Raw genomic sequence first — 17,063 nt, 5'->3', positions numbered from 1 at the left:
GCGCCGCTCACGCGGGCGCCGCCGTCCGGCCGACCGACTCGAACCGCCGGATCCAGGCCGCCGGGTCGTCGGCGGAGAGCCGGTACGCGTCGCCGCCGACGGTGCGCAGCAGCAGGACGCTCCCCCCGCCCCCGGGCCCGTACCCCGGTGCCCGGCTCACCTCCGCCAGTTCGGCCGTGGACAGCACCAGTGCGGGCCGGCCGTCCACCGGCGACTTCCAGGTCAGCCGGTCCGCCGTGAGCCGTGCCCGGCCGCCCCGCCACATCGGACCGGACCTGCGCGGCTCCTCGTACCACAGGTGCCCGTCGGCGAGCGGCGGCTCCTCCTCGACGACACCGGGCGACAGCGACGGCCCGAGACTCCCGGCGAGGGAGCGGATGAGCAGGTCGTGCAGGCTCTCGGGCTCCCGCGCGGACAGCAGCTCCCGCCGGCCGTCGGCCAACGCGACCTCCAGGCGCAGCCGTTCCTCGCCCCCCACCGTCTCCTCCGGCTTCAGCCGCACGTCCCGTACGGCGTCCAGGTCCGTCTGCCAGAGCACCTCCCGCGGCTCGTCGCGCAGGACGACCAAGCGCTGGTCGGTGAGGTAGACGGTGCCGGGCCGCCAGCCGTGGTAGACGCCGCCGGTCAGCAGGTGGCCGCCGCCCATCCGCCGCACGACGCTCTCGTCCTCGCGCAGCCCGAGGCCGCGGGGTACCGCGGAACGTTCCGCCCACTCCCTGGTGGCCTCGTCCCAGTTGCGCATCATGCCGTACTCCAGCATCGTCTCCATCCCCGCGATCGCCGCCCGCACCGAGACGCCGATCAGCGGGATGTCCGCGACGGCGACGATGAGGTCGAGGTGCAGCACGGCGCCCTTGTTGAGCAGTACCTCCACCAAGTCGTCCAGGGTCACCCGCGGTTCCCGGGTGGGGCGCATCGGCGGCTGCTCACTCGCCACGCGGCTCGGCCTCCCGCTCGGCGGAGCGCCGGGTGCGCCTGCCGTCGCCCTCACGGTCACCGTCGTCGGCTGCGTCGTCCCCGCCACCCTCCACGGCCGCGTCGTCACGGCCCACGACGGCGGCCCGGCCGGACGCCTCCCGCAGCTGCGCCTGCGCACTGCGCCAGCCGCACCAGGGGCACCACTGGTTCAGCAACTGCTCCACGGGGGCGCGCTTGCCGCACGCCGGGCAGGACTCCTTCTCCTCGCGCGTCTCCCGCCACGCGGCGGTCTCGGTGTCCGTGCCGGAGGGGAACTCCAGCCCGTAGCGGGCCGCCGTCTCGAACGAGGCGAGGGCCGCCCGCAGGCGGATGCCCAGCAGCTCGACACCGGCGACCGACACCATGATGTCGGCGTTGAGCACCAGACCCTTGTCCAGCAGGGTCTCCACGACGTGTGCGAGGCTGCCCTCGCCGTCCCGCCGGGGCTGCATGGGGGCCGCACTCACGGCCGGAACCGTACGGGCGGACGGCTCGCGCGCGGCGGCAGTGGCGGGGAACCCGCCCTCACCCGGCGACGTTCTTCCGGAAATGCTGCTCATCCCAGCCGCGTATCCGGTCATGGGCCTTTCATACCCGGCGACTGCTCGCCTGCGGCGTCCCACCACGTGACACAGGCCACCGAAGGGCAGGCCCGGCCCGTCACTCCACGAGCGCGTACACACCGATGATCACGACGCCGATCAGCATGTCCATGAACCCCGCTCGCAGCGACGACGCCCACCTGAGCCCGGCGGTACGGGCGGCCGAGATGCCGAGGCAGAACAGGGCGACGGTGTTGAAGAGCAGGGCGACGTCCGCGGCGGTCTCCTCGGACCACCAGTCCGCCACCGCGCCGAGCAGCAGGCACACGGTGGGCAGCGCCGCCGCGACGAGGGGCCACTCGGCGAGCACCGCACGCAGCCTGCTCGGCCTCGCCCGGCCCTCGGCGACCGCACGCTGGGCGATCACATGCGCGTAGCCGTGGGCGGCGCTCGACGCCAGCGCGGTGAGCAGCACCCACAGCGCGTCCTCGCCGGGGTCGGCGACCTCACCCGGCACGTCGAGGGCCGCCACCAGGGCGCTGGCCAGGACCAGGCCGTAGATGCCGCGGAACAACCACCGCTCGGCGGTCCTGGGCGGCAGACCCCGCCGCGGGGCGGCACTCGCGGAATGGACGTGGTCGGCGGGTTCGGACATCGCGTCGCCTCGGTGCGGGGGAGGAGTGGGTCGGCCCATGCTCGCCCGCGCGGCGACCGGGAACACGGTGCCACGCGGTCGACCCCGGCCGTTCGCCCGAAGGAGCCCAGGCCACGCGCCGGCCGGCGCGCCGGAGAACCCGTTCCCGCCCCCGCGCGGGCCGGGAGCCCGAGAGCCCGACCCGCTACGCCCGGAGGGCGGAGCCGCGGGCCTCGACGAGCGCGCTTCATGCCGGAGACGTTACGAGCGATCGAACAGGGCGACGACGCTCCGAGGTACCTCCGGGCCGAAGAAGGTCTCCAAATTCCGCGCCGAACGGTCGGCAGCATCGCCGCCGCGCGGGAACAACCGCTCCTCGTAGGCGGTGAGCGCCGCCTCGACGTCGCTGTGCCCCACCAACTCACCCGCCAGGTCCGCACCGTCGTACATGGCGAGGTTCGCGCCCTCGCCGGCGAAGGGCGACATCAGGTGCGCGGCATCGCCGACGAGCGTGACGCCGGGTGTCCTCTCCCAGCTGAGTCCGACGGGAAGGGCATAGATGGGCCGGAGCCACGGTTCGGCGTCGCTCTCCGTCACGAAGGCGGTCAGCTGCGACGACCACCCGTCGAACTCGCCGGCGACGCGTCGCAGGCCGGCGGACGGATCGCTGAAGTCGATCGACCTCATCCACTCCTCGGACTTGTTCAGCGCCACGTATCCGCGCACCTGCCCGTCCGCGTAGCGGTGCACGATGATGCCTTTGCCCGGGGCGACCGCCATCAGCGTGCCGCTGCCGATCGCGGCCACACTCGCCTGACGGGTCCGGCCGCCCGAGGCGAGGGCGACCTCGACAAAGCAGGTTCCGCTGTAACGGGGTGCGGCGGGCGTGAGCAGCGCACGGACCTTCGACCACGCACCGTCGGCGCCGACGACGACATCGGCACGTGCGGCGCGCCCTGCAGCGAAAGTGAGGTCGTACCCGCCCCGCGGCCGGCGCCGGACCGAGTCGAGCCTGTGCCCCCACCTGATCGTCCCCGGCGCCAGCGAGTCGATGAGCAGCCGCCTGAGTTCGCCACGGTCCACCTCCGGACGGACGGAACGGCGGTCCGCGGGCTTGTCGAGCAGGATCGTGCCGTGGCGGTCCACCACACGCTTGGCGTCCTCGCCCGGCCGGACCAAGGTGAGGAACTCGTCGTACAGACCGGCCGCCCGAAGCGCCGCCTGACCGGTCTCTTCATGGATGTCGAGCAGGCCGCCCTGCCCCCGGCTCGTCGCCGAAGCCTCGCCCTCGTAGACGGTCGCGGGGACACCGTGAGTCTGAAGCACCCGGGCGAGCGTCAGCCCGCCCAGTCCCGCTCCGACGACGGCGATGGTCTTCTGCATGCTGCGCTCCCTGATGCCGGCACTGCCGGCGACGGTCGGCGCCGGGAGGGGGCAGAGGCCCGGTCCCGGCAAGGAGACGCTCAACGATCAGAACCATCTGAATCGATGTGTGCGCGATGTCCAGCGGCGGGCCGGCGGAACATCGTTTTTCGCGACCTCTCGACTTTAACCCGGCCCGGCTCCGTGCCACGGCCGTAGGCGGCCCCCGCGTTCGCGACAGCTCCGATCCCGGGGAGCGGGCACGTGGCGGCACTGCTGCTCCCCGGTTGCGGTGGCGGCGCGCAGGCCGACGGCCGTGAAAATGAACGACCTCTACCGCTCATGAGGCCCGGTTCGGTACGTCCGGCTTCAACGGCGACCCCGGCACGGTGCCCCAGACCCGGGTGGGTACGACGCTGCTGTGGACCGAGAAGGAGCGGGAACTGGCCACGGTGCTCGCAGAGCGCTCCTGGCAGGCGCAGAACGGGGATGCGGTGTCGGCGAGCCTCGGCGGCTGACCGGGGCCGTGCCCCGGACGTTGCCGCGTTCCGTTCTGCGCCGTGGGGCTCTGGTGGGCAGAATCGGTTCCATGGAGGCGGACCAGTCACCGGAACGGACACCTGATGGGCATTTCGTCGTCATCCGGGGGCGGAAGTGGCGGGCGACCGACCCTTCCATCCCGGAGGAAGCCGCGGCCCGCCTTCGGAGCCATTTGATGTCAGCTCGGCGTGCGGTGCGCGAAGCACTCGCTACGAGCGACGCGCGGGCCGAGAAGGCGGCGCGTGCGCGGGTGAACCGGGCGAAGATTGCTTTGGGGGAGCGCGGTACGCCTTGGTGGGAGCAGTCCGACGGAGCGCGTCGGGAGCGTTGGGAGGGCGGGTTGGCGGAGTTGGATGAGCGGGCATCGGACGTGTAGGGGGCCGGGGTGTGGTGCCGGCCGCTGTCGCTGCGATGTTCCGGTTCGTGCTTTCGTGCGGGTGGAGCCGTGATACGGCCCGAGCGATCGAAACGACCCGCCCGTACCCGAACAGGTCAGCCGGCTCCGCCGGGTCACTTCCTGCGGGATGTGCCGTAGGCGTCGGCGATCCTGCCCCGGAGCATGAGGTCCATCACCGCCATGTAGCGCTGGGCACGGGGCCGGCCGAGTACGAACGGATTGACCCCCTCCGGCTGTTGCCGCAACTGCTCGGCACGCTGGAGCCCGTGGTCGTTGGGGTGGTTGGAGAGTTCCACGTCAACACCCGCCTCCCGCATCCGTGCCCGGAAGGAACGGACGGCCGCCCGGTAGGACCGAAGTTCCGCGAGGCCCGCGGGCGGATTCGTGCCGCCCCACAGCATGGCCGTATGGCGCATGCGTCCCGCGCGCAAGGGGATGATCGGCGACACCGTGCCTGCCGTATGGCCAGGCGTGTGGTGCAGCCGGATGCCGGTGTCTCCGAGTGTGAGGCACTGGCCGTCCGCGATCTCCAAGTCCCGCGCGGGAGCGTGGTCCGGGTCGGCGCGGGCGACGAGATCCCAGTCGGCCGGCGTCATCAGCACGCGTGCGCCGTACCGGTCGGCGAGGTACTGGGCGCCGCCGAAGTGGTCGTCATGGCCATGGGTGACGACGACGTACCTGATGGTCTCCGGGGAGGCACCCACCTCCCGCAGCCCGCCCACGACGACGGCCTCGGCCTCCGCGGAGGAGGTGAGCGCGTCGATCAGGACGATGCCCTCGTCGGTCAGCACGGCCATGGCCGACACCCAACCCGCGCTCAGCATGACCAGGTTGTCGAAGAGCTTGACCGGCGCCGGTGAGGGCGGTCGGGGAAGCTCGACACCCGGCGTCAGCGCCCGGGCAAGGGCGAGCAGGACCGGGTCGCTGCCGGCCAGCGCCCGAGCCCGGACGTAGTGGACCTGCCCGGGCCCTTCGGCGGTGGCGGCGGCCGAAGCAGCGCCGGGCGCTCCGGCACCGGCGACCAGTCCGAGCGTGGCGATCCGGGCGAAGCGCCGCCTGGTGAGACCTGCCGCCGAGTCGCCGGGAGACGATGCCGATCGCATGGGCTCTCCTTGCTCTCCCCGATGGGCGGGTGGCCGTGGGCCACCCGAGAGTCACGATAGTCGGCACACCCTGCGACGCGACGACAGGCCGCGGGCCACCAGGCTTCCGATCATGCGGAATGCTTGAGCTGCTCGCGCACCCATTCCGGAGCGGGGTTGGTGTGCGGGCGGTCCGCCACGACGACGGTCGGCACGGTCTCGTTGCCGTCGTTGGCATCCCGCACCGCTGCGGCTGCCGCAGGGTCGCGCCAGATGTTGACCCAGTGCAGCTGGCGGCCGCTGCGGCCCAGCCGGAAGCGCAGCCGTATGCAGTACGTGCAGCCCGGCCGCCAGTAGACGACCGGCCGACCGTCGACCGCGGCGCGGCGTCCTGCCTCGCGCGCACCGATCGACCTCGGGAAGACGAGGGGCGAGTGCACGAGGGCGAGTCCCAGGAACGCCAGCAGGAGCGTCGCGGCAGTGCCGGCGTCCCCCGTGAGGGCCGGCCGTATCGCGACGGCCGAGCCGCAGAGCACGAACACCATTGGCAGGATCCAAGCGCGCATCATGATGACGCAGGCTATCGCTGAGCCGTAGTGTCCAGGAGCCATCCAGGATCACACGGACGGCTGGCCCTGGGCAGAGGGACGGGTGACCACGTTGATGTTGAACGTGTGGGCGCCCAGACCGCCCGCGATGCCCATGAAGAGCAGGGCGAAGTGCTCCTGTCCGCGTGTGGTGGTGATGCCGCCGATGTCCAGCTGGGATGACGGGGGTCAGCCGAGGTCGTCGAGCAGGCGGGCGGTGGTCCGTTTGGCTTCGGCGTCGTCGCCGGAGAGGAAGACGGTGCTCGGGCCGTCGAGGGCGTCCGGGGCGGTCATCACGGTGGAGTCCATGGTGCAGAGCGTCTTGACGACGGGGGTCAGGGGGAACGCTTCCTGGATCTGTTCCCCCAGGCTGTTGTTGGGGTGTGAGAGCTCGGTGAAGTCGTCGGAGAGGCCGACCCCCACATCGATCAGCACGGTGCCGGCCAGCGCCGGCGCGCCGATGGAGCGCAGCAGTTCCACGGAAACGGCCCCTGGGGTGGCGTTGACCAGAACCTTTGCGTGGGCGGCTGTCTCACTCAGGTCCGCCACGGGGAGACCAAGGTCTCTCCGTTCCTCGGGCCGACGCGAACCGAGGAGCACGTCGTGTCCTGCGTCCCTCCATCCGTGGGCCAGTGCTCGGGCGACGTTGCCGGTGCCAAGTAGTCCTATACGCATGGTGGGACGCTAACCGTCGTCGGTGCCCGGCGGATCGGACCACGGTCCCGGCCGGACCGGCACCAAAGACGTAGTCCCGGGGGGCGAGGACGGCGTGCGCTCCCCGCGTGGGCGGCACGGCAGCGGCGTACGGACCCTCGCCTGCGCGCAACGGCGGTGTCATGATGGTGAGTTATGGCTGAGGGGGACGGTGTGGTGACGCGCGGTATCCGGATCCGGCTCGACGGAACTGAGAGGGCGACTGACATCGTCGCCCTGCGCAAGTGGCTGGAACGGGAGAAACCGCTCGCCGACCTGGCCCGGATCGACCAGCTCCGCATCACCGAGCAGAGCCGGACCGACGAGGCCGGTACCCCTATGGGCACCGGCATGGACATCGTCGTGGCGGTGCTCGGGGGCGCCGCGGGCGCGCTGTTCCAGGGCGTGGTGGACCAGTGCAGACGGTCCGTGGAGGCATGGCAGGCCAACCGCCGTGCGGTGGAGGAAGGCGATCCGCCCCAGGTGCGCGTCGAGCCGGTGCAACCCGACGACAGGTAGGCGCCCGGTGACCGGTTACGACCCGCGGGGGAAGGCGAACCGGGCGCTGTTGGTCGGAGTGTCCGAGTACGACAACACGGCACCGCCGGACGGCGTGCCCGGCGACCTTCCCGCGGTCAAACACAACCTGAACCGGCTGGCGGAGGCGCTGCGGCGCGGCGGTGTGTTCGGTGAGCGGGAGATCACGGTGTGCCGCTCTCCCGACCAGGGCACCTTCGACCAGGAGCTCTGGAAGGCCGCAAACGAGGCGGACGGCGTCCTGTTGCTGTACTTCGCCGGGCACGGGGCGATACCGAACGCGGGCGACGAGCTGTTCCTGCAGATGCGCAACGCACGCGTGGTCGCGGGCGGGCACGCGGTCTTCCCGGGCGCGGTGCTGTTCAGCCTGGCGCAAGCGATGCTCACCGCGAGTTCGGCCGGACGGATCGTGGTCGTCCTCGACTGCTGCTTCGCCGGCAACGCCGCCTGGGTCCGCCCTCAGACCCCCGACAAACGGCGGCTGCTGCTGATGAGCGTGCAGCCCAATCACCGCATCGACGCGGGCGATCCCGACACGCCGACGCCGTTCACCGCCGAACTGGTGAAGCTGTTGGAAGCGGGTGGCGACGTGTCGTTCGGCGCCCTCGTGGACGGTCTGCGGGCTCGGATGTCCGCCGCGGGTCACCGGACGGTACGGGGTGACGCCTGGGAACCGGAGAGCCGCGCCGAGCCCGGCATGGACGTGCTGCTCGCCGCCGGGGCAGGGGGGACCGGAAGCCCGCCCGCGCCTGACGCCGCCGCCCCTCGCCCCGTGCCTGATCCCGCCCCCGTCCCTGGGCCCGGGCCTCCCGACCCCGCCCCCGGGCTCGTCGGCCGGGTCGGTGCGGTTCTGGCCGGACGACTGAGCGGCATGGGCTCAGTGTGGGGCGCGTTGATCCGTCGTAGGGGTGGGTCCGGGTTCCGGGAGGACCAGGGCGTCGGCGGAAAAGCCGGTGTGCGGGCGGGTGACACGGGAGACGAGGACGGAACAGGGCGGGAGTGGCGGCGGACGCGGCGGCTCGTGGCCGGGGGCGTCGTCATGCTGGTCCTGGTCGTGACCGCCCTCGGTATCGGTCTCTACCGTCACCTCGTTCTGAGCGGCGGCCCCTCCTCCTGCGCGCCACCCCTGGAACTGCGGGTGCTCACCGACCCCGACCTGGAGCCGACCGTCCGGGCCACAGCCGACGCGTACCTGACGTCGGAGGCGAACACCACCGGCGACGACTGCCGGCGCAGCGGCATCACCGTCTACAGCGCGGGCGCCGCCGACGCGGTGACCGCCCTGCGCAAGCAGACCGGTGCCTGGCAGGAACCCCGCGAGGCCGACACCAACCCGCAGCGCGACGTCGGCCCGCAGCCCGACGTGTGGATACCCGCTTCCCCCGCCGACGCCGCCCGGGCCGTCGCGGGGCAGGACACCGACGCCGTGGCCGAACTGGACGCCGACCAGGAGCCCTTCGCGTACTCTCCCGTCGTGCTCGCCGTCCCGCAGGGCATCGCCGTCGACGAGCTGGGCGACCGTACCGGCCCCCCGCTCACCCGGATGATCGACAACCTGCGCGCACGGCACGCGGACGCGGCGGTGCGCCGCCCCGACCCGGAGTTCACCGACACCGGACTGCTGGCCACGATCGCCCTGTACGGCACCCAGGGCGCGGCCGGCGCCCCTGACCCCCGCCGCGCCGAGGACCGGGTCACCCAGTCCGGGCCGCCCGCTCCGACCGCCGCCGAGTTGCTGTGTACGCTGCCCGACGACGACGCCGTCGACAACCGCACCGCGGCCCTCGTCCCCGAGTTCCTCCTGAAGAGCGGAGTCGGCTGCGACAGCGCGCGCCGCACCCCGCGCATGGCCCAGTACCCGGGTGACGTACCGGGGCTGGAGCCGGTCTTCGTCCGCGTCCGCTGGCAGGGCGCCGACCGCGACGAGACCGACCGGGACCGTGAGGCGGAGGCATTCCGGGAGTGGCTCACCGGCGAGGGCGGCCGGGTGGCCTTCGCCCAAGACGGCTTCCGCGCGGCCACCGGCAACCGGGCCCTGCTGGATTCCACCGAGGTCGCCGAAGGGGTGCTGAGGGCGCCGTCGCCGCTGACGGAGTCCGCCGGACGGGACGCGATGGAGGCGTCGTTGGAGGACTACCGGGGCGCCAACGGGCCCGGCCGCGTGCTGTTCCTGCTCGACAGTTCCGGCTCCATGGCCGGCCAGTGGGAGGGGCCCAGCGGTGGGCCGGGCCTGCTGAAACAGTCGCTGGGCGGGCTCGGCGACCGGGACGAGTACGCGGTGTGGGCGGTGTCGGACGCAGGCGAGGACACGTACGACCCTCTGCTCCCCTTCGGCCCGCACTCCCGCAAGGACGCCGAGCGCGCCATCGACCGCGAGGCCCAGGTCCGGGACGCCGAGGCGGACCCGCTCGGGGCGCTGCGGGCCGCGCTCGACGCCATGGAGGTCCGGGACGCCGACGACGAACGCCCCGGCCTGATCGTCTTCGTCACCGACGACGAGGACGCGGACCGGCTCGCCGGCGACGGCTTCGGCAGCCTCCTGGACATCGCCCGCGCGAGAGGGCTGCCGGTCGCGATGGTCTCCCTCAAGGGCGGCGGCTGCGACGCGGGGAAGCCGGACGCCCGGATCTCGGAGGCCAGCGGCGGCCGGTGCCTGGACGCCGACGACGATCTCGGCGCCGCCCTCCACGACGAGGTCGCGCGCACCGGAACGGGGGAGACCTGATGCGCGGAGCAGAGCTGCGACGACGGTCCCGGCGGCACCTGGCGGCGCTGCCGGCAGCGCTCTGCCTGCTCCTGCCGACCGCGTGCAGTGGCGGCGGCGACGGCGGAAGCGGACCCGCGACGCCGCCCTCCGCCGACGTGCCCGGCGACATCGTGGTCGCCAGCGGCCGGGACGTCACCGGCAAGAACGGCGTCCGCCAGCGGCTCATCGACGCCTGGAACGCCGAGCAGGAGAAGGCCGGCACTGGTTACCGGGCCCGACTGGTCGAACTCCCCGGCAACGCCGACGAGCAGCGCAGCCAACTGCTCGGCGCCCTCCAGTCCGGCAGCGCCGCCTACGACGTGGTCAACCTCGACGTCACCTGGGTCCCGGAGTTCGCCGCCGCGGACCTGATCAGCCCGCTGCCCGAGTCGCTGCTCGACGACGACGTCATCGCACCCGTCGCGAGCACCGCCCGCTGGGACGGCAACGTGTACGCCGCCCCCTTCAACAGCGACGTCGGCCTGCTCTACTACCGCCGCGACCACCTGGGCCAGGCCGACGTCGAGCAGACCGACCTGACGGGCGGCCTGGACTGGCCGGAACTGAAGACACTGATCAACGCCGTCGGCGACCACAAGCCCGACGGCTACGACAAGGGCTGGACGACCCAGCTCGCCGCGTACGAGGGGCGGACGGTCAACGCCGTGGAGGCGTTCGCGTCCGCCGTTCCGGACCTCACGCTCACCGGCGGAGACGGCCACTACACCGCCACCGTCGAGGAGTTGACCGAGGGCATCAGCGAGCTGCGCCGTCGCACCGAGGCCTCGTACGTGCTCCCGGACGCCTTCCACTCCGACGAGGCGGCCTCCCTCGGTGACTTCGCCGCGGGCCGCACCACCTTCCTGCGCCACTGGCCGTACGTGTATCCCGCCCTGCACCAGTCGTTCCCCGGCGACGACCGGCTCGGTGTGACCGCGTTGCCGGGGCGGGCCGTCCTCGGCGGCCAGAACCTCGCCGTGACCGCGGCGTCCCAGCGCAGGACCAAGGCGACCGACCTGATCGAGTACCTGACCGGCAAGGAGAGCGAACGCTGCCTGCTGGACGCCGGCTTCGCGGCGACGCGCACCTCCGCCTACACGGACGACGCCGTGACGTGCGCGGTGGGTACGGCGACGCCCTCGGCGGCGCCGACCGGGGAGAGCGCCGACACCGTGCCCCGCGACGCGGCCGGCCGCCCGGAGTACGCCGGCGGCATCCTGCTCCCCGCCCTCCAGCAGGCGGTGCACCGCCCACGCACCCCGCTGTACGGCGCCTTCACCCAGACCTTCACCACCGAGCTGGGCGCCCTCTTCACCGACGACCCGCCCAGTGACGGGGCACTGGCGCGGCGCTTGGACGAAGCGCTCAGAGACGCCCTGCCGGACTGAGGGCCGGCCGCGCGGGGCGAAGGGGCCGGCAGCCCCGGAGCCAGCGGTGGAGCGGAAGGCAGCGAGGGCGACGCCGACAGCGGCGCGAGCGGCGAGCTTGAATGCTCGGCTGGCTTCTACCGGGCCTCAGCGAGCACGCAAGGTGGCACCTCTGCGGGAGCCTCAACGGAGTACTCAAGTAATCCCAGGTGCTCCGCGATGGTCAAGTACACCTGGTGACGCAGGCACGCCGTGTGCCGTCAGACGAAAGGACCAAACAGACATGAACATCCCCGCAGCAACTCCCGGAGGCGGCCCGACCTGCCGGTGTGGGGGCAGGTGGCTTTCATCATCGTTGCCGTACTTCAGGCACCGCAGCCGTACCGCTGACTGATGGGACTGCTGCACGTCTCGGCGACGGCCGCATCCGGTGACGACGACCCGGGCAACCTGCACCCGGCTTGCCACCTCCACCAGCGGTCCTGGACGATGCCGGTCCGCCTCACTGAGGCCGGGAGGTGGACTCTTTGCCGTTGGTGCTGGCCGGGCGGGACGACGACTGACCTGGACGACGCCGACACCTGGGCGGTCCCGCACGGGCAGGAGGGAAGGCCCCGACGAGCCGGCGTCCCACCGTACGGCGCACGCACGGCCCGTCGGCCGGGCCTCGTGCTGTGTCACACCCCAAACCACTAGTGTCCGTGCATGAGCGAAAACTCGAAGCGTTCCGTGGTCGTCGAGCGCACCAGCGGTGGCCGGTTCGTCGCGACCAACACCCGCGGCGAGTCGATCGGCTTCGGCACCTCCCCCGACGGCATCGGGCCCACCGGCTTCACCCCTGTGGAACTTCTCCTGGCCGCGATCGGCGGTTGCACGGCCGTCGACGTCGATGCCGCCACCGGCCGTCACGCCGAGCCCACCGAGTTCTCCGTGATGGTCACCGGCGACAGGATCAGCGACGAGCAAGGCAATCGCATGACCAACCTCCAGGTCACGTTCACCGTTGCCTTTCCTGACGTCGAGGGTGCGGAGCGCGCCCGCACGATCCTGCCCCGCGCGGTCAAGGCATCCCACGACCGACTGTGCACCGTGAGCAGAACGGTGGAGATCGGCACGCCCGTGACCGCGACCGTCGCGAGTGCCTGACGCCGCCGTGCCCGGCGCTGTGCTCCCCTCACGGCCGGGCCGCGGCCCGGCCGGTCCTCCCGCGGCCGCGCGCACGCCGGCGTGAGCGGATGCGTCGTGCTTCATCGCGACCAGTGGAGCCGACGCCGTGACGAGCATCGACGTCGTCGGCCCGTATCGGGTGGACGCGGCGTGTGGCCGTCTCGCGACGATCGGCCTGCACCAACCGTGGAGGCCGTCGACGGGACCGGGCCGCTGCCGGCGACGTTCGGGCGGTTCGACCGGATCGTGGCCACCGTCGCGGTGCGCAGCGTGCCCGTCGGCCGGCTGACCGGACTGTGCACGGGCGGCCGGCTGGTCACGACGATCGCCGGAACGTCGCTGATCATCACCGCGGAGAAGCGAGCTGACGGGGCAGCGGTCGGTCGCGTGGAGTGGGACCTCACCGCGGCAGCGCCTCCGCCCGCCCGGGCGGAGGCGCTGCCTGGCGGGCCGCTCGTCGGGCGCCTCGAAGTGAGGTGCCGTCAGGCAGGCGAGCCTGACAGGGTGTGGTGCAGGGCGGCGAGACCGTCGGTGTAGATGCCGTGGAACAGTGCGGCGGCTTCGTCGTCGCTGACGCCGGTGGGGGTGAACGTCCCGGACCATTCGACGCGCGACGCGTCCGACCGGCCGGGGACCTCGCGCACGCGCAGCGTGGAGAGGTAGTCGGTCACCGGGAACGGCGCCTCGAGGATGGCGTAGCTGTACGAGCGTGCCGCGTCGTCGAAGGCTACGAGCCGCTCGACGATCATGCCGCCTTCCTCATTGCGCAGCCGGCGGACGCGGCCGCCCTCGGCGGCGACGCTCTCGCAGATGTACGGCAGCCAGTCGGGCAGCGCGTCGAAGCCGCCGATGAGCTGCCACACCCGGTCGGGGGGTACGGCCACGTCGAGGGTAACGGTGGTGGAGGCCACGGGGATGCTCCTGTCCTGGGTGGGGGGTGTCAGGCGGTGGGCAGGGGTGCCAGGGGGGAGACCAGCCCGGCCTCGCGGAGGTCGGCCCAGAACGCCGCGGGGATGGTCTCGTCGAGGGCTGCGACGTCTTCGGCGATACGGCTGGGCCGGGTCGCGCCCGGTATCACGGCGGCGGCCGCCGGGTGGGTCAGGGAGAACTGCAGGGCGGCAGCCTTGATGCTGACGCCGTGCCGCTCGGCGAGTTCCCTGATGCGCGCGACCTTCTCGATGATGTGCGCGGGCGCGTCCTGGTACTCGAAGTGGGTGCCGCCCGCGAGGATGCCGGAGCTGTAGGGGCCGCCGACGACGAGGCTGACGTCCTGGTCGGCCGCCGTGGGGAGCAGGCGCTGCAGGGCCCGGTCGTGGTCCAGCAGGGTGTAGCGCCCGGCGAGCAGGAAGGCGTCCGGCTTCGGCTCGTCCAGTTCGAGGGTGAGCTCGATGGGTTCGACGCGGTTGACGCCGAGCCCCCACGCCTTGATCACGCCCTCGTCGCGCAGCTGCTGAAGGACGCGGAAGGCGCCGGTACGGGCACTCTCGTAGACGGCGAGCCACTCGTCGCCGTGGAAGTCCTGGGCCACGTCATGGACCCAGACGATGTCGAGCCGGTCGGTGCGCAGACGCCGCAGGCTGTCCTCGATGGACCGCTTGGTGGCGTCGGCCGTCCAGTCGTGCACGAGCTTGTTCGGGCGGCCGTGCTCGAACAGGCCGCCCTTCTCGCCGAGTTCACGGGTCGCGGGGTTCTCGACCTCATCGAGGATGACGCGGCCGACCTTGGTGCTGAGCACGTAGCTGTCGCGGGGACGCCCGGCGAGCGCGTCGCCGAGCCGTATCTCCGCCAGGCCCGCGCCGTAGAAGGGGGCGGTGTCGTAGTAGCGGATGCCGTGGTCCCACGCGGCGTCGACGGTCGCGGCGGCCTCCTCGTCGGAGACGTCGCGGAACATGCTGCCCAGCGGGGCCGTGCCCAGTCCGAGGCGGCCCGGGAGCAGGGAGGTGATGGTCATGAAAGGTCCTCGCGGAGGGGGAAGAGACGGACTCATGGCCTTCGGCCGGTCCGCCGTTCGTTCGCCTTCGACGTTAGGATCGGGACTTCAGACTGTCCAAGACTCTCTTGGATACACTTGAGTCCTCTGAGGTCTTACATGCTTGACCTGCGACAACTGCGCTACTTCGTCACCGTGGCCGAGACCGAGCACGTCGGCCGCGCCGCTGAGCAACTCCATATCTCCCAGTCCCCTCTCAGTCGGCAGATCGCTCAGCTGGAGAAGAACCTCGGCCTGACCCTGTTCGAGCGGAGCCAGCAGCGCATCCGGCTCACCCGCGACGGCGCGACCTTCCTCAGCGAGGCCCAGGCGCTGCTGCGCCACGCCGACCGGCTGGAGAACCTCGGCCGCCGGCTGGGCAGGGGCGAGGAGGGCGGGCTGTGCATCGGCTACGTGGCCGACGCCATGCACACCGGGGTGCTCCCGGGCGCGCTGCGCCGGCTCCAGGAGGAGAGCCCCGGCATCCATGTCGCGTTGTACAGCATGGCCGCGGCCGAGCAGTTCGAGGGACTGCGTCAGCGCAGCCTGGACATCGCTCTGGTGCCGCAGCCGCCGGACCGCGACGACCCCCTGCTGAGGGCCGCGACGCTGCTGGAGGATCCGCTGCTGCTGGCCCTTCCGGCAAGCCACCCGCTGGCCGAGAGTGAGACGATCTCGGCGCAGGATCTGAACGGGCAGCCGTGGATCGCGGTCGAGGGGGCGGGTGACCCGGCGTGGCGGGACACATTCGTCGCCTCGTGCGTGGCCTCGGGGTTCACTCCCGACGTCCGGCTCGACGCCGCGGATCCCCTGACGGCACTCGGCCTGGTGGCCTCCGGCCTCGGTCTTGCGCTGGTTCAGAAGAGCATGGTGCGCGGCGCCACCGAGGCCGTGGCCGTGCGCGCGCTGCCTTGGTACGAGGCGTCCATCCAGCTGTGGGCGGTCTGGCACCACGTCGATCTGCGGCCGGTCGTCGCCTCGTTCCGTGAGACCGTGCTGTCGCACGAACGGGAGACGGGCGCGGTGGTGCCGGCCGGAGGCCTCGCCCCCGGGGCGTGAGACCAGACCGGCAGCTCACCCCCCCCAGTTCATAGGCAGGGCACCCTTTGGGGCCACTTTCGTCACGAGTCACGACAGCGACGGGGCGACCGACGTCAACCTTGCCAGCCGGTCCCGGACCAGCCAGGTAAAGACTCACAGTCTTTTGTCAAGGCACCTGTGTCGGGTTTCGGGTGGTTCGGGCTCGCTAAGGTTAAGCGGCGAGTTCGACGTCCGTCGGTGTCCGGGATTCGTAGAAGGTGCCGTCGCGGAGCATGGCGAACAGGACGCTGATCCGTTGGCGGGCGAGGCGGAGGAGGGCTTGGGTGTGGGTCTTGCCGCGGGCTCGTTGCCTGTCGTAGTAGGCGCGGGAGGCCGGGTCGGCGTTCATGCAGGCGAAGGCGGAGAGATACATGGCCCGTTTGAGCTGCCGGTTTCCGCCTCGGGGTGCGTGTTCGCCGTGGATCGAGGTCCCGGACTGCTTCGTGGTGGGGGCGAGGCCGGCGTAGGAGGCGAGGTGGGCGGCGGTGGGGAAGCTGGTGCCGTCGCCGACGGTGACCAGCAGGACGGCTGCGGTCCTGACGCCGACGCCGGCATCGACGTCAGGACCGGGGAAAGAGGGTGAGCCTGCAGCAGGGCGTTGATCTGGGCTTCCATCGCCCGGCGCTGGGTGTGGACAGCGGCCAGCGAGGCGGCCAGGGAGGGGATGACGATGTCGAGGGTGCCGGTGCCCGGGACCACGACGGTCTGCTCGTCGAGCGCGTCGAAGACGTCGTCGATCAGCCGGGTGGCCATGCGCGGGGCCTTCGGGCGGATCAGTTCGGCGAGTCTGCGGCGGCCGGCTTTGCGCAGGGCGGCCGGGGAGCCGTAGCGCTCCAGCAGCCAGGTGACGGCCTGGTGGTCCAGGCGCGGGCCCAGGACGCGTTCCAGGCTGGGGTGGAACTGGGTGAGCAGGCCCCGTATCCGGTTGGACGTGCGGGTGGCCTCGGCGGCCAGGTCCTGGTCGAAGCCCACCAGGACGGTGAGCTCGGCGGTGATCTCGTCGGTCAGCTCCAGCGAGCGCAGGGTGTGGGGCATGGTGCGGGCGGCGTCCGCGATCACGGCGGCGTCCTTGGCGTCGGTCTTGGCCTCGCCCGGGTAGAGGTCGGCGATCCGGCGCATCGCCAGTCCGGGCAGGTAGGCGACCTGGCAGCCCGCATCGCGGGCGACGGTCAGTGGCAGGGCGCCGATGGAGGCGGGCTGGTCCACGATCACCAACACGGTGCCGAACTTCGCGGTCAGCTTGTCGAAGACGGCCCACAGCTTCGGCTCGCTGTTGGGCAGTGGTTTGTCGAAGACCGTCTTCCCGCCAGGGGTGAGCCCATGACCGTGATGGCTGCTCTTGCCGACGTCCAGGCCCAGGAACACGCCCACGTCTTCGATCTCGAACATCGTGCCCCATCCCA

Annotated in this window: 15 protein-coding genes and 2 pseudogenes; 7 read left to right on the top strand and 10 right to left on the bottom strand. The window is 72.1% G+C overall.

Annotated elements, in window-relative coordinates:
- Positions 1-7: 7 nt before the first annotated feature.
- The 4 genes from ACFW01_RS19235 to ACFW01_RS19220 form a co-directional block, all read right to left on the bottom strand.
- Positions 8-937, bottom strand: coding sequence for a gas vesicle protein (locus tag ACFW01_RS19235; protein WP_384504862.1), 930 nt, complete (start codon positions 935-937; stop codon positions 8-10).
- Positions 927-1,424, bottom strand: coding sequence for a gas vesicle protein (locus tag ACFW01_RS19230; protein WP_384504859.1), 498 nt, complete (start codon positions 1,422-1,424; stop codon positions 927-929). The genes ACFW01_RS19235 and ACFW01_RS19230 overlap by 11 nt, the downstream gene beginning before the upstream one ends.
- A gap of 193 nt (positions 1,425-1,617) precedes the next feature.
- A complete protein-coding gene (locus ACFW01_RS19225; RefSeq protein ID WP_234957692.1) occupies positions 1,618-2,154 on the bottom strand; it encodes a hypothetical protein in 537 nt (178 codons plus the stop codon).
- A gap of 240 nt (positions 2,155-2,394) precedes the next feature.
- The gene (locus ACFW01_RS19220; RefSeq protein ID WP_234957691.1) at positions 2,395-3,516 is read right to left on the bottom strand and encodes an FAD-dependent monooxygenase; all 1,122 of its coding nucleotides are present in this window, start codon (positions 3,514-3,516) and stop codon (positions 2,395-2,397) included.
- A 368-nt stretch (positions 3,517-3,884) separates the two neighbouring features.
- Here ACFW01_RS19220 and ACFW01_RS19215 point away from each other — a divergent pair, with 368 nt between their 5' ends.
- Both ACFW01_RS19215 and ACFW01_RS19210 read left to right on the top strand, forming a co-directional pair.
- Complete coding sequence (locus ACFW01_RS19215) at positions 3,885-4,013, top strand: hypothetical protein (protein WP_384504855.1); 129 nt, start codon at positions 3,885-3,887, stop codon at positions 4,011-4,013.
- Between the two features lie 71 nt (positions 4,014-4,084).
- Complete coding sequence (locus tag ACFW01_RS19210) at positions 4,085-4,411, top strand: hypothetical protein (protein WP_234957690.1); 327 nt, start codon at positions 4,085-4,087, stop codon at positions 4,409-4,411.
- A 134-nt stretch (positions 4,412-4,545) separates the two neighbouring features.
- On the opposite strand, the gene ACFW01_RS19205 is transcribed toward ACFW01_RS19210, so the two are convergent.
- From ACFW01_RS19205 to ACFW01_RS19195, 3 genes and pseudogenes are all read right to left on the bottom strand, one after another.
- Complete coding sequence (locus ACFW01_RS19205; RefSeq protein ID WP_234957689.1) at positions 4,546-5,535, bottom strand: MBL fold metallo-hydrolase; 990 nt, start codon at positions 5,533-5,535, stop codon at positions 4,546-4,548.
- A 110-nt stretch (positions 5,536-5,645) separates the two neighbouring features.
- Positions 5,646-6,083, bottom strand: coding sequence for a glutaredoxin domain-containing protein (locus tag ACFW01_RS19200; RefSeq protein WP_234957688.1), 438 nt, complete (start codon positions 6,081-6,083; stop codon positions 5,646-5,648).
- Positions 6,084-6,131: 48 nt separating this feature from the next.
- Positions 6,132-6,776: pseudogene (locus tag ACFW01_RS19195) on the bottom strand (NADPH-dependent F420 reductase).
- 174 nt (positions 6,777-6,950) lie between these two features.
- Between ACFW01_RS19195 and ACFW01_RS19190 the strand changes: the two are divergent.
- The 4 genes from ACFW01_RS19190 to ACFW01_RS19175 all read left to right on the top strand — a co-directional run bounded on the left by ACFW01_RS19190 (position 6,951) and on the right by ACFW01_RS19175 (position 12,590).
- Positions 6,951-7,313, top strand: coding sequence for a hypothetical protein (locus ACFW01_RS19190; protein ID WP_234957686.1), 363 nt, complete (start codon positions 6,951-6,953; stop codon positions 7,311-7,313).
- Positions 7,314-7,320: 7 nt separating this feature from the next.
- A complete protein-coding gene (locus ACFW01_RS19185) occupies positions 7,321-10,056 on the top strand; it encodes a substrate-binding domain-containing protein (protein WP_234957685.1) in 2,736 nt (911 codons plus the stop codon).
- Positions 10,056-11,465, top strand: a complete 1,410-nt coding sequence (locus tag ACFW01_RS19180; RefSeq protein ID WP_234957684.1) for an extracellular solute-binding protein — start codon at positions 10,056-10,058, stop codon at positions 11,463-11,465. The genes ACFW01_RS19185 and ACFW01_RS19180 overlap by 1 nt, the downstream gene beginning before the upstream one ends.
- A gap of 684 nt (positions 11,466-12,149) precedes the next feature.
- Complete coding sequence (locus tag ACFW01_RS19175; protein ID WP_234957683.1) at positions 12,150-12,590, top strand: OsmC family protein; 441 nt, start codon at positions 12,150-12,152, stop codon at positions 12,588-12,590.
- Between the two features lie 503 nt (positions 12,591-13,093).
- Here ACFW01_RS19175 and ACFW01_RS19170 read toward each other — a convergent pair.
- Both ACFW01_RS19170 and ACFW01_RS19165 read right to left on the bottom strand, forming a co-directional pair.
- Positions 13,094-13,522 carry an SRPBCC family protein gene (locus tag ACFW01_RS19170; protein ID WP_234957682.1) on the bottom strand — a complete coding sequence of 143 codons (429 nt, stop codon included), beginning with the start codon at positions 13,520-13,522 and terminating at the stop codon, positions 13,094-13,096.
- A 29-nt stretch (positions 13,523-13,551) separates the two neighbouring features.
- Positions 13,552-14,562: an aldo/keto reductase gene (locus ACFW01_RS19165; protein WP_234957681.1), complete on the bottom strand. Its 1,011-nt coding sequence runs from the start codon at positions 14,560-14,562 to the stop codon at positions 13,552-13,554.
- A gap of 138 nt (positions 14,563-14,700) precedes the next feature.
- Here ACFW01_RS19165 and ACFW01_RS19160 point away from each other — a divergent pair, with 138 nt between their 5' ends.
- Positions 14,701-15,639 carry a LysR substrate-binding domain-containing protein gene (locus ACFW01_RS19160; RefSeq protein ID WP_234957680.1) on the top strand — a complete coding sequence of 313 codons (939 nt, stop codon included), beginning with the start codon at positions 14,701-14,703 and terminating at the stop codon, positions 15,637-15,639.
- A gap of 193 nt (positions 15,640-15,832) precedes the next feature.
- Here ACFW01_RS19160 and ACFW01_RS19155 read toward each other — a convergent pair.
- A pseudogene (locus ACFW01_RS19155) lies at positions 15,833-17,049 on the bottom strand (IS110 family transposase).
- Positions 17,050-17,063: the final 14 nt, after the last annotated feature.

This window comes from Streptomyces sp. NPDC058985 (assembly GCF_042740985.1).
GTDB lineage: Bacteria > Actinomycetota > Actinomycetes > Streptomycetales > Streptomycetaceae > Streptomyces.
Note: the sequence above shows the minus strand (reverse complement) of the source record. Positions and strands in the feature narration are given on the sequence as shown.

Excerpts from the sequence above, each read along its gene's own strand:
- ACFW01_RS19220 (WP_234957691.1), bottom strand. The coding sequence starts at position 3,516 with ATGCAGAAGACCATCGCCGTCGTCGGAGCGGGACTGGGCGGGCTGACG.
- ACFW01_RS19225 (WP_234957692.1), bottom strand. The coding sequence starts at position 2,154 with ATGTCCGAACCCGCCGACCACGTCCATTCCGCGAGTGCCGCCCCGCGG.
- ACFW01_RS19165 (WP_234957681.1), bottom strand. The coding sequence starts at position 14,562 with ATGACCATCACCTCCCTGCTCCCGGGCCGCCTCGGACTGGGCACGGCC.
- ACFW01_RS19200 (WP_234957688.1), bottom strand. The coding sequence starts at position 6,083 with ATGATGCGCGCTTGGATCCTGCCAATGGTGTTCGTGCTCTGCGGCTCG.
- ACFW01_RS19190 (WP_234957686.1), top strand. The coding sequence starts at position 6,951 with ATGGCTGAGGGGGACGGTGTGGTGACGCGCGGTATCCGGATCCGGCTC.
- ACFW01_RS19160 (WP_234957680.1), top strand. The coding sequence starts at position 14,701 with ATGCTTGACCTGCGACAACTGCGCTACTTCGTCACCGTGGCCGAGACC.
- ACFW01_RS19180 (WP_234957684.1), top strand. The coding sequence starts at position 10,056 with ATGCGCGGAGCAGAGCTGCGACGACGGTCCCGGCGGCACCTGGCGGCG.
- ACFW01_RS19205 (WP_234957689.1), bottom strand. The coding sequence starts at position 5,535 with ATGCGATCGGCATCGTCTCCCGGCGACTCGGCGGCAGGTCTCACCAGG.
- ACFW01_RS19210 (WP_234957690.1), top strand. The coding sequence starts at position 4,085 with ATGGAGGCGGACCAGTCACCGGAACGGACACCTGATGGGCATTTCGTC.
- ACFW01_RS19175 (WP_234957683.1), top strand. The coding sequence starts at position 12,150 with ATGAGCGAAAACTCGAAGCGTTCCGTGGTCGTCGAGCGCACCAGCGGT.